The organism is Nostoc sp. ChiQUE02, assembly GCF_034531305.2.
Lineage (GTDB): Bacteria > Cyanobacteriota > Cyanobacteriia > Cyanobacteriales > Nostocaceae > Nostoc.
On the sequence record NZ_JAVRBN020000003.1, the window covers coordinates 85,840 to 99,192 of the forward strand.

The window sequence follows — 13,353 nt, forward strand, 5'->3', positions numbered from 1 at the left end:
CAGGCGCTATGCTGAAAGTTCGTATCATGCCAACTTTGTTATTTAAAAACTTCGGCTTAGTTAAAGGTATCCAATTTAACAGTTGGCGGCGGGTTGGTAGTGCTATGCAAGCTGTTAAAGTTTACAATATGCGCGAAGTCGATGAGTTAATTTTTCTTGATATTAGTGCTAGTAGTGAAGGGCGTTCTCCTGACTTTGAAACCGTTGATGAGCTTGCAGATGAGTGCTATATGCCCTTAACTGTAGGCGGCGGCGTACAAACAGTTGCAGATGTAAAGCGATTGTTGCAGGTTGGAGCTGATAAAGTAGCTATCAACACTGCTGCTGTATTTACACCAGAACTCATTCAATCAGTAGCCCAGCAATTTGGCTCCCAATGTGTAGTGGTTTCAATTGATGCCAAAAAACTCCTACATGGAAACTATGAAGTATTTACTCATGGTGGAACACAGCCTACAGGAAAAGACCCTGTGACATTTGCTCAGGAAGTTGAAGCACTGGGTGCTGGTGAAATACTGCTGACATCTATTGACGCAGATGGGATGATGAAAGGTTACGACATTGAACTCACAAAAGCTATTACCCAGGCTGTTTCTATTCCTGTGATTGCATCTGGGGGAGCTGGGAATTATGAACACATGGCTTCGGTATTAATTGAAGGAGGAGCATCTGCGATCGCAGCCGCTAGTATATTTCATTTTACTGAGCAGACACCTTTAGAAGCTAAACGTTTTCTCAGGGAAAAAGGTATCAATGTACGACTGTGATTCACTGCTGAAGCGGACTTTTAAATAATAAAGAAGAGCCAAAAAAAATCCGATGAAATTAATCATTCGTGCAGATGCTTCTAGAACAATTGGCACAGGTCATGTTATGCGCTGTCTAGCCTTGGCCCAGGGATGGAAAGTAATTCCAGAAAAAGCAATTTTCGTCATGAGAACAGAAGTTCCTACTTTGGAGGCGCGTCTTAAATTAGAAGGATTTGAAATCTTCCATCTGCCAATGCATTTAGAACAGGTAGAGGATGCCAGAAAAACAGCAAGTTTGGCAAAGCAGTTAGATGCTAACTGGGTTGTAGTAGATGGCTACCACTTTAGTGCTGAATATCAACGAATAATTAAAAACTTTGGGCTAAAGCTTTTGTTTATTGATGATTATGGACACGCAGAACACTACTATGCGGATATTGTCTTGAATCAGAATCTCTTTGCAGATGAAAGTTTATATAAGAATCGAGAACCTTACACCCAATTATTGCTTGGCACAAAGTATATACTCTTACGGCGAGAGTTTTGGCAGTGCCAAGGATGGCAACGTATAAACCCATTCATAGCCAGCAAAATACTAGTTACAATGGGTGGTGCTGATCCTGATAATGCCACCTTTAAGGTAATTCAAGGGTTACAGTTGCTCTCAGTTAATGATTTAGAAGTAGTGGTAGTGGTAGGAGGAAGTAATCCTCATTATGAGCAACTAAAATTAGTGTCTGAAACATCTCAACTTCCAATTCGGTTAGAAAAGAATGTCACAAATATGCCTGGGTTAATGGCTTGGGCTGATTTGGTAGTAACTGCTGGTGGCAGCACTTGTTGGGAACTCGCTTTTATGGGTTTACCTAGTGTAATTTTAATTCTGGCTGAAAATCAACGAGCGATCGCACAAAAATTAGATGAAATGGGGGTATCTATCTATCTTGGTTGGCATCAGGATGTTTCTGCTGCTGAAATAGCGTCGGCAGTTGCTCATCTATTAATAGCTGCACATACACGAGTAGAAATGACTAGACGCGGCCAAGAGTTAGTGGATGCTGAAGGAAGTAAGCGTGTATTGAGGCATTTAGAAGCTAAGTTATTTAAATTACGTTTAGTTTGCCAAGAAGATTGTCGGTTGTTGTGGGAATGGTCAAATGATCCAGAGGTAAGAGCTGTTTCCTTTTCCACAAAACCTATAGCTTGGGAAAATCATGTTCAATGGTTCCAATCTAGATTAGATTCTTTTCATTATATTATCTATATTATTGTTGATATAAATAATTTACCTGTTGGGATGATTCGATATGAATTAGAAGGTAAAGAAGCTATTATTGCTATCACTATTGATCAAAAGTTTCGTCATCAAGGTTATGGCAGCAATTTTATAGAATTAGGATCTGAAGAGATATCCAAGAGTTTAAATATTCTCAGCATTCATGCATATATTAAACCTAGCAATGAGATATCAATAAAAGCTTTTTCTCGGGCTGGTTTTCATAATATAGGAATAACTAAACTACGAGGACATGAAGCGGCTCATTTAATCAGAAAAAATAAAAGTCCAATTACAAAATTAGATGCAAGAAATTAACATAGTAGGTAAAAAAATTGGTGCAAACCATCTACCATTTGTGGTTGCTGAAATGTCTGGCAATCACAACCAATCATTAGAAGTAGCTCTAGAAATAGTTGAAGCAGCTGCTAAGACTGGTGTACATGCACTCAAAATCCAGACTTATACAGCAGATACAATGACTTTGGACATCAATGAGGGTGAATTTTACATTGATAATCCTAATAGTCTCTGGAATGGTAAGTCTCTGTATCAGCTATATCAACAGGCTTACACGCCTTGGGAATGGCACAAACCAATTTTTGATCGCTGCAAGGAATTAGGAATCATCGGCTTTAGTACTCCCTTTGATGCTACAGCAGTCGATTTTCTCCAATCCTTGGAAGTACCATGCTATAAAATTGCCTCTTTTGAAAATACAGATTTACCCCTAATTCGCAAAGTTGCTAGCACTGGTAAACCGATGATTATCTCTACTGGTATGGCAACAATCTCTGAGTTAGATGAAACAGTGCAAACAGCACGACAAGCTGGTTGTAAGGACTTGATGCTACTTAAATGTACCAGTACCTACCCTGCTAGACCAGAGAACACTAACCTACTGACGATTCCTCATCTGCGTGACTTGTTCGATGTGCAGGTGGGACTATCAGATCACACGATGGGGATTGGATCTGCTGTTGCTAGTGTTGCTTTAGGGGCTACATTAATTGAGAAACACTTTACTCTGTGTCGGGCTGATGGTGGAGTCGATTCAGCTTTTTCAATGGAACCAGTAGAGATGCAGCAACTGGTGATAGAGAGCCAAAGAGCTTGGCAAGCTTTGGGCAATATAAAATATGGGGCAACTGAGGCTGAAAAAGAGTCGCTGGTTTTTCGGCGATCGCTCTATGTTGCCAAAGACATGAAAGCAGGGGATATATTCACGCCAGAAAACCTCAAGGCAGTACGCCCAGGATTTGGTTTGCCGCCGAAATATTACGATATTTTAATAGGAAAAAAAATCAAACAAGATACTAAAAGGGGAGCACCGATAAGCTGGGATTTATTTATTTAATCAGCTTAAAGTATTGATTAGTTGAGGCTGTGAAGATGAAATATTGCTGTTGGAGTCATAACTCTAAGTAACTAAGCATGAATAAACCTAACTTATGTAACAGAATGTAAATCTCTCAAAACCCATGTGATTGCTTGACTCTGCTTCACTCCGTTTGCAATGACGTAGTTATAAATTTTCGCGCCCACCTACTTAAGTAGTTGATTTAAATTTTTACAAAGGCTCACTGTCGTGTAACCACCGGGAATTCACAGAAGTGATTTTGCAGTTCGCGTAAATTTAGAAGAATTTATCAGTACAATTCCCCTTGGATACATAGTAGATATAGCGTTAGATTGCTTGAGTTAATAGGCGATCGCTTTGCATTTATCCAGGGAAATGGGAGATATTTTCACATAACTAAAATATTTTTTTTAGAAAGTAAATTAACATTATGTCTACCAAAAATAAAGTTCTTTTCTTTTCTCCGTATGGTTTGTGGTTAATTCATAACCAACTGGATGCTGTTGTAGCTACTGCATTACAACTTCGTGACTGTGAAGTTTTGGTTGTAGGTTGTGACGGCATTTATAATGACTGCGCTATTACAAGGTTTAATAGCAGCGAAGAATTATGCAAAAGCTGTTCTAAAGTAGGCGAAAACTTTTTTGAAGATTTATTTGGTCTACCATACACACAACTACGCAATTTTATTGAAAACGATGATTACACAATTGCTAAAAATTGGATAAAAACAGTCAGTCCTGAAAATTATAATAATGCTGTATATAATGACTTACCAATTGGTAAATGGGTAACTTCAACTATTTATACCCACTTTCGTATATCTGTTAGAGGACTAGCTAGTAATCACATCCAAAGAGTTCATAGAAAATATTTAATCGATGGTTTAGTTACTTATAATGCACTGATTAGACTATTTAATAATTATAAACCAAGTAATCTATTTTTATTTAATGGACGATTTGCTCCCTATCGCATTGCATTTGAAGTAGCACGTCAGCTAAAAATCGATGTCATAACTCACGAAAGAGGTTGGATTGATGATAGCTTTATGTTTTTTGATAATACTACTACATTGAGTACACAACCACCTTTAAATTGTGTAAAAAATTGGGAAAATACAACACTAACTAATGAAGAACTAACGCTAACCAAAAATTATTTTACAAATCGTGAATATGGCTTAGATATGAACTGGCCATCATTTTATAATTTTCCAACAAATCATATAGATATTCGTCGTCAATTAAGAATACCTTTAGAGGCTAAAATTTTTGCAGTATTTACCTCAAGTGAAGATGAATTAGCAGCGTTAGATGATAGAGCAAGAATTACTGAACAATTTAATATTATTGCCAATCTAATAGAAATATTTAAAAATAGAAATGAATACTTAGTAATTCGTCATCATCCTTATATAGGAGGTAATAAAGATACTCCAATAGAGACAGATTCTTTATCAAAAGCTTATCAACAGGTATTTTCTCTACCAGAAAATGTCCGCGTTGTGATGCCTTCTGAGCAGTTAACTTCTTATGCATTGCTTTGGCATATAGATGCAGCGATCGCCTTTTTTAGCACAGTGGCAATTGAAGCGATCGCTAGAGGTGTACCAACAGCAACATTAGCAACTTCATCCTATGAAAAAGCCTCACGATACACGATCAAAGACACTAGTATTGAACATCTAAATCAACTCGTTGATAGTCTCTTGAGAGATTCATCTAAACTAACAGCAGAAGATTTAAAGAGACTTTATCGCTTTACGAATGCTTACTTCTTTAAATTTTCTCATAAATTTAGCTCAATTGGTATAAAGAATTTTTATTCCCACGACTTGAGATTTGAAACTCTAGATGATTTGCAGCCAGGTAATGATCCAACCTTAGATAAAGTTTGTAACAGGATTATACTAGGTTCTTGCCTCGAAAATTTACCTAGCAACGATTTGGATAATCGATTGCCAGAACAAGAAGAGGCTTTTTACAAGCAAGAATTGCAAGAAATAGAACAGCATAAAACTCTGGTAAGAGAACAGAGTTTAAATTATCATAATAATTTGGTTCAAGATATCTGTGTAGTAGCTATTGTATATCTAAAATACAAAAGTTTATCAGCAATTGAAAATCAAATTTTACCTGATTATTTGCATCAATCTCGATATAAAAATATAGTAATATATGAAGTTAATAATTGCGAATTAAGCGGTTATCAAACTATCATAGACTCTATTTTATCTTTAACAGAAAATATAGTAGCAGATTATATACTTATCGCTAACAACTATACTCAGTATGATGAATCCTTTATATCCTCAGCTATTGATATCCTAATATCTAGAGATTCTCAAGATAAAAATGGAGTTTTTACGGGAGGTTGGCTCTCAACTGTAGAAAACAGAATAGAGGATGGCGTATTTATTTCTGGGGTATTCAATCAGCAAGAAAAACTTGTATTCCGCCAGGGAAACATTACATATCCACAAGCATTAGAAGTACTTCCACTACTCAATATTCCGCTTAGTGTGTTGTCATTTGGAATACTTAGAAAGAGTACACTAAGAGAAATTCTACAAGAAGTCAGAACAATACCAGAAAAGCAAGCTGCTCAATACTTATTTAAATCCGTTTTTAATAGTGATAATATTTGTAAAATTGAATTGCCTAAGCTGGTTATTCGTCAAGAGTTAGAAGTCTTGAAGGCTGTTAATAACTCAACGCCAGGATTGCCAATTCATTTTTTTACAATAGTCCTAAATGGGCAACCGTTTATTCAGTATCACATTGAAGTATTTAAACATCTTCCTTTTAAATGGCATTGGCATATTGTTGAAGGTGTAGCAGACTTAAAACACGACACAAGTTGGAGTGTGAAACTAGGTGGAAATATCAGTGATGAAATCCATAAAAATGGTCGTAGTTACGATGGGACTACAGAATATCTAGATGAAGTAGCGCAACTTTACCCGACTCAAGTCACAATATACCGAAAACCAGAGGGTATTTTCTGGGACGGAAAACGAGAAATGGTCAATGCACCACTTGTCAATATTCAAGAGGAATCTTTGTTGTGGCAGGTTGATGTAGATGAATTGTGGACATTAGAGCAGATTTGTACTACTAGAGAAATGTTCATTAGCAACGCTGATAAAACAGCTGCTTTCTATTGGTGCTGGTGTTTTGTTGGTGAAAAATTAATTATCAGTACTCGTAACTGTTATACACAAAATCCTCAACTAGAGTGGCTAAGAACTTGGAGATTTAAACCAGGAGCATTTTGGGCAGCGCATGAACCGCCCGTATTAGTAGAAACCTCATTAGATGGTCAATATCAAAATGTGGCAGCAATCAATCCTTTTTTACATCAAGAAACTGAGAAACTTGGTTTAGTTTTCCAGCATTTCGCCTATACAACAGCAAAACAATTGCGATTTAAAGAGCAATATTATGGTTACAGTAATGCTGCTTATGAGTGGCAGACTTTGCAGGAAGCAACTAAGTTTCCAGTTCTTTTACGTGAATACTTATCATGGGTAAGAGATGAAACGAGGGCTGATACTGCTGAAACATTGGGTGTAGTACCAATTGCACAAAAAGAACTCAGCACCAATAATTGGCGATTTTTACAACAAGATGAAATGCAGCAGCAAATTGCACAAATTAAAAAACCAACACCAATAATTATAGTTGATGGTGTTTTCTTTCAACTTCATCAGACTGGCATTGCTCGTGTTTGGAAATCTTTGCTAGAAGAATGGGCTAAAACCGGATTTGCTAAACATCTTATTGTGCTTGATCGTGAAGGGACTTCTCCCAAAATCTCAGGTATTAAATATAGAACTATACCATTATATAACTACTACAAGACTGAAGTTGATAGGACAATGTTACAGCAAATATGTGATGAAGAGAATGCAGATTTATTTATCTCTTCTTACTATACAATGCCGATAACAACGCCTTTTGTCTTCATGGCACATGACATGATACCAGAAATCATGGGCGAACTTTTGGGATGGGACTTGAATCATCCCCTTTGGCAAGAAAAGCATTGTGCAATTCAGCACGCCATAGCCCATATAGCTGTTTCAGAAAATACAGCTAAGGACTTAGTAAAGTGTTTTCCTGATATTTCTCTAGACTCTGTAGCAATTGCTAAAAATGGTGTTGATCATCAAGTATTTTCACCCGTGTCTCAGGAAAATATTAACTTATTAAAAACAAAATACGGTATTACCAAACCATACTTTATTTTAGTTGGTGCTGGTACTGTCTATAAAAATAGTATGTTGTTTTTTGTAGCTTTTTCACACCTTGTGAGTAAATGTGGATTTGATATTGTTGTGACAGGTAGCGGCGGTTTACTAGCAAATGAAATCAGAGAATACACATCAGGTAGTGTTGTTCATAGGGTAGAACTCAGTGATACTGAATTAGCAACAGCTTACTCTGGTGCAGTGGCGCTTATTTATCCTTCTAAATATGAAGGTTTTGGTATGCCTATATTAGAAGCAATGGCTTGTGGTTGTCCTGTAATTACTTGTCCTAATGCTTCGATTCCAGAAGTTGCAGGTGAAGCTGCAATATATGTGAATGATGATGATGTAGATGGAATGACAATTGCACTTTGTGAAGTGCAAAAACATAGCGTTCGTCAGTCATTAATTAGCACAGGTTTAGTACAGGCGGAACAGTTCTCTTGGATAAAAATGGCGAAAACTGTCAGTTCTGTGTTAATTGATGCTACACTTATTTATTTAAATCTCAAGGAAATTAATCTAATTATTTTCCCTGATTGGTCACAACCAGAAGAGTCTCTTGGTTTAGAATTACAACAAGTTATCAAGGCGATCGCCACTCATCCTAATAGTGAAGAAACTACCCTACTTATCGATACTGGTAAAATTGCTGGTGAGGATGCTGAAATGTTTTTATCTAGTGTGATTATGAATCTTTTGGTAGAGGAAGGCTTAGACGTTACCGAAGGATTAGAAATTTCTCTAGTGGAAAACTTGGCTGATATTCAGTGGGAAGCTTTGCTACCTCGCATCAATGCCAGAATTATTTTAGAACATGAGGATCAACAAGCTTTAGCACAAGTGGCAGTAGCTAAAGTACCTTCTTGCCAAATCGATAACTTAAGTAATCAACTAAATGTTTTATTGAAGCAAGAAAAACAAATTAAATACCAATTATCTAAAAAATTTATTACTTATAATATTAAAGAAATTCCTATAAGTCTTCCCTACGATCATGCTTTACCACATTATCAGAATAGGTTTAGACTTTATGATAAATTTATAGGTGTTATAGCTAAGTATTTACCAAACAATCAAGATTTTGTAGTTGATATTGGAGCAAACGTTGGTGATACAACAGCTCTGCTGCTGCAATATTGCTTAAATCCAATTATATGTGTAGAAGCAGATGAAGAATTCTTTGATATTATGAAACATAATCTTTCAGAATATAACAAAAGAATTATTTTTGTAAATTCTTTTGTATCGGGGCACAATTTCAAAAATGTAGAACTGGTAAAAAATAACGGCACAGCAAGAGCAGTAGAAAATAAAACAAAAATTTTGAAATCAGATTCATTAGAATCAATTATTAAAAATTCAAATTTAGGCAAGTGTATACTTTTAAAAACTGATACTGATGGATTTGACTTTGAAATTCTACTTTCTTCTCTAAGCATAATCAAAGAAGATAGTCCAATACTTTATTGGGAAAATGAGATTTCATCCCTAAATGACATAGAGCTTGCGAAAGATTTACTTAATAAATTAGCAAATATGAATTATACAAAATATATCGTTATAGATAATTTTGGTAATCCGCTGTTTTATGGATGTTCATCTCAATTGTTAGAGCAAATTAATGAGTATCTGTTTAACAATATTTTAACTAAAAATAATACTTTTTATTATACAGATATAATTGCTTTTCCAGAAAGGTATAGTCATCTTATTCCACGAATTGCATCTGAGTATAATGATTTTATTAGAAGTTCAAATGTCTACCCTAATTATTAGCACGATTAATATATGAAATCTGCTCGTTCTCCTAATGATGTCTATTTGCAATATATTCAAAAATTACTTCCATCTATTGATGCTGATACTTTATCGAAGATTACTTTAATTCTGGCAGAAACTTCTTGGGATAATCCTAATTCCTCAGCTGATTGGAATAACTTAGCAGTGGTAGCTCTGATCGAAGCAGAACAGTGTAATGATAATTTAGTCATGCGTTCAGTTTATCTGGAAATGGCTTTTGAAGCTCTGAATAATGCTTTGAACATAGATGGACATCCGACTTGTGCTGCTCATCTTGCTTTAATTCATAGCATGATTGGAGAAATATCAACAGCAACAAAAATAGCATTTAACACTTTTATCAACACTCTCCATCTTGCTTATACAAATGACGAAAATTATCCTAATTTCTTAATATACATATTTGTAAATAATAAAAATATTTCAAAAGATTATCAAAAACAAATTGAGATTATTTTGCGTTCTGATGATATCTATCAACAAGCATTATTTTTGTTAAGTGAAATAATCTGTCGTTCACAGATAGCTTTTTACACTACTGCCAGTCGTCGGATGTTACATCTAGCTGATCGAGTTTTACTAAACTCAGTTAATGTTGGTCTAAAACTAGGAATATCTAGTTTAATAAATGGACAACAGGAAGGAATTTTATATTTACATCAAGCTAGAAAGTTAGCGCCAGATTATGCACCGATTCTTCAGGCACTGTATTTGGCTTACCGAGACTTAAACCACATAGAAGTCGCAGCTTACTGGCAGGAAGTCTCCCGTAAATTTTATCAGCCAACTTCCCCATCTCCAGAGTGGCACTGGACTCAATTACCCGAAGATAGTCTGTTTACTTATGTACCTTTTGAAGATAATTTAATAATGGCAGTTGAGCCAAGTTTACGTAGCATTGTCACCAGCGTATTAATTACTGAGCAAGACTGGTTTGAAAAAGAAATAGAGTTTTGGCGAAATAGTATTAAACCCGGTATGACGGTTATTGATGTCGGTGCTAATGTGGGAGTCTATACTTTCAGCGCTGCCTTAAAAGTTGGCTCAGAAGGAAGAGTGTTAGCAGTTGAGCCTTTCTCAGGTTGTGTACGTTGCTTGCAAGAAACCTGTAGAATTAACCAATTCTCATGGGTAAATGTTTGTGCAGGGGCAGCTAGCGATCGCAACGGTACTGTAAAGTTATTACTACATCCTGCTAGCGAAATCAACCAGGTTATTTCCAGTGATGCATCAGAGAATATGCCTTCTGGATCTTTTGAGGAAGTTACTTGTTTTACTTTAGATAGCTTAATTGAGCAAGAAAAAATTCAAAAAGTGGATTTTCTTAAAATAGATGCAGAAGGTCATGAGATGGCAGTTCTTGCAGGTAGTTATAAGCTACTTACTCAGCTTGCCCCAGTTATTCTATATGAAAATATTTCAGGTACTCAAGTCAGTAATATTGAGGTTGCACAGTATTTAATAAATATAGGATATGAACTATTTTATTATGAATCTTACACTCAAAAGTTGATATCAGTCAATTTTACTAATGATTCTAACGATTTTAACGAGCAGCTAAATTTTATTGCTATACCGCCTCAAAAAGCAGCTATTTAAATTGTCTCTTTATACATAAATAAACCATATTGAACATGCAAATTACTTTATCGTTAACTACAAGCTGTAAAGTTATTTTATATTAATGTAAACTTCCTCACAGACATTTTTAAAAATGGAAATAACTAACTTAAATACAAAAAAAGAAATATCTATCTGTGACTCGCTTACTGTTAAATATGGAAAGATAAATATTATAATTTTTCCCGATTGGTCACAACCAGAAGATTCACTAACTTTAGAGTTAGAGCAAGCAATTAAAACGGTGATAACTCATCCTGATAGCAAGCAGATGACGTTATTTATAGACACCAATGGCATTTCTGAAGATGATGCAAATTTGGTTTTATCTGTTGTAGCTATGAATCTACTCATAGAAGATTTTGATATCACTGTAGGATGTGAGATTACTCTACTGGAAAAATTAGATGAGAGTGGTCGGCAAGCCATATCTGCTTTTCTTCACGCTCGAATTGTTTTAGAAACTGAAAATTCGCAGGAGTTAGCATTATTCAAAATAGAGAATATTCCGGCGTATGAAATAAAAAATTTCAGCAATATACAACTGGGACAGTTAGTTTTTGATTTAAGCAATAGACTATTTGAAGAAGAAAGATGGCAAGAAGCGATCGCGCAATATCAAATATTTCTAGAAATGCACCCAGGAGATGCAGAGATTTATTGGCGTTTAAGCCAATGCTATAGAAATTTAAACTTATTAGATAAATATTTTCACGCTCTCCAGACAGGAATTAAACTTTATCCTACAGAAGCTAGACTACATTTTTCATTAATTATTGACTTACGCCGTAATGGACTCACTCAAGAAGCAATCTTAAGTGCTGAGAATGCTTGTAAATTATTACCAGATGATTATACTTTTCAAATCCTCAAATATTTAACAGTTCCAACAATTTATAATAATCAAGAAGAAATTACTTTTTATCGGCAGCGCTATATTCAAGGGCTGCAAAATTTAATTCAGCACACAACTTTGAAAACGTTACAAGAACGAAATAGTGCTTTAGCTAGTATAGGCAGACTAACTAACTTTTATTTATCCTATCAAGCACAAAATGATGTAGATTTACAACGCCAATATGGACAGTTAGTGCATAAAATTATGGCAGCTAACTTTTCCCAATGGGATGTGCCTTTATCTATACCTAAGCTTCAGCCTCAGCAAAAAATTCGTATTGGCTATGCTTCCCATTACTTACATTCTTATAGTGGCACACTTTGGTTAATTGGCTGGTTGCATTACTGCGATCGCCAAAACTTTGAAATTTACTGTTACTACACAGGAACCCAGCCAGATCCTGTTACCCAACAGTTCCAAAATTACAGCGATGTTTTTCACCATATACCTTATAACTTACCAGCAGCTTGTGAACAGATAATTGCTGATAAATTGCATATTTTAGTCTTTCCTGAAATAGGTATGGACCCGCAAACCATGCAAATGGCCGGTCTGAGACTTGCACCTTTGCAATGTGTGGCTTGGGGACATCCAGTGACAACAGGCTTACCCACAATTGATTACTTTTTATCTAGCGAGTTAATGGAACCCGAAAATGCCCAAGAACATTACTCAGAAAAATTAATTCGTTTACCCAATATTGGAGTTTCTTACCCTAAGCCATATATTCCCCCAGTTATCAAAACCCGTTCAGATTTTGGGTTAAAAGATGATGCAGTCATCTATTTATGCTGCCAAGCGCCTTTTAAATACCTACCGCAATATGATTTTATTTTTGCGGAAATTGCTAATCGCCTCCCTCAAGCTAAATTTGTGTTTTTGCGTGGTACTTTACTTGAGCCACGCCTAAAGCGTGCTTTTGCTGCTGTTGGACTTAATACTGAGGATTATTGTGTATTTCTCAATATTCCAGAGCGGCTAGACTATCTAATGATTAACTTGCTTTCAGACGTTTATTTAGATACATTCACCTGGTCTGGTGGTAATACTACTCTAGAAGCGATCGCTTGTAATCTCCCCATTGTCACCTGTCCAGGGGAATTTATGCGGGGTCGTCACTCTGATAGCTTCTTAAAAATGCTAGGAGTGACAGATACCATTGCTCAAAACGAAGCCGAATATATCGAAATTGCTGTCAAATTAGGACTAGATCAAGCTTGGCGAGGCGCTGTTGCGGAAAGAATGAGCCAAAATCAGGATCGTCTCTTTGATGATAAAGCTTGTGTCGCAGGTTTAGAAGCCTTCTATAAACAAGTTTGTAGTAAGCACTTCAGTACTTAAATTTTTGACGCTCCCACCCCTGAAGGACGTAAAACCCCGAAATATTTTTGG

6 protein-coding genes are annotated in these 13,353 nt (G+C 35.9%); all 6 read left to right on the plus strand.

Translation table 11 applies throughout. From position 1 onward, the window contains the following. Positions 1–8 precede the first annotated feature (8 nt). The 6 genes from wbuZ (at position 9) to RM347_RS04130 (ending at position 13,302) form a co-directional block, all read left to right on the plus strand. Positions 9–767 (plus strand): glycosyl amidation-associated protein WbuZ, encoded by a 759-nt coding sequence (wbuZ, locus tag RM347_RS04105; protein ID WP_322718997.1) that lies wholly within the window; start codon positions 9–11, stop codon positions 765–767. Between the two features lie 52 nt (positions 768–819). Then, positions 820–2,343: a UDP-2,4-diacetamido-2,4,6-trideoxy-beta-L-altropyranose hydrolase gene (gene pseG / locus RM347_RS04110; protein WP_322718996.1), complete on the plus strand. Its 1,524-nt coding sequence runs from the start codon at positions 820–822 to the stop codon at positions 2,341–2,343. Beyond that, complete coding sequence (gene pseI, locus RM347_RS04115; RefSeq protein WP_322718995.1) at positions 2,330–3,382, plus strand: pseudaminic acid synthase; 1,053 nt, start codon at positions 2,330–2,332, stop codon at positions 3,380–3,382. The genes pseG and pseI overlap by 14 nt, the downstream gene beginning before the upstream one ends. Before the next feature lie 433 nt (positions 3,383–3,815). Then, on the plus strand, positions 3,816–9,419 hold the full coding sequence (locus RM347_RS04120) for an FkbM family methyltransferase (protein ID WP_322718994.1): 5,604 nt from the start codon (positions 3,816–3,818) through the stop codon (positions 9,417–9,419). A gap of 12 nt (positions 9,420–9,431) precedes the next feature. After that, positions 9,432–11,042 carry an FkbM family methyltransferase gene (locus tag RM347_RS04125; protein WP_322718993.1) on the plus strand — a complete coding sequence of 537 codons (1,611 nt, stop codon included), beginning with the start codon at positions 9,432–9,434 and terminating at the stop codon, positions 11,040–11,042. 115 nt (positions 11,043–11,157) lie between these two features. Beyond that, positions 11,158–13,302 (plus strand): glycosyl transferase family 1, encoded by a 2,145-nt coding sequence (locus RM347_RS04130; protein WP_322718992.1) that lies wholly within the window; start codon positions 11,158–11,160, stop codon positions 13,300–13,302. Positions 13,303–13,353 lie beyond the last annotated feature (51 nt).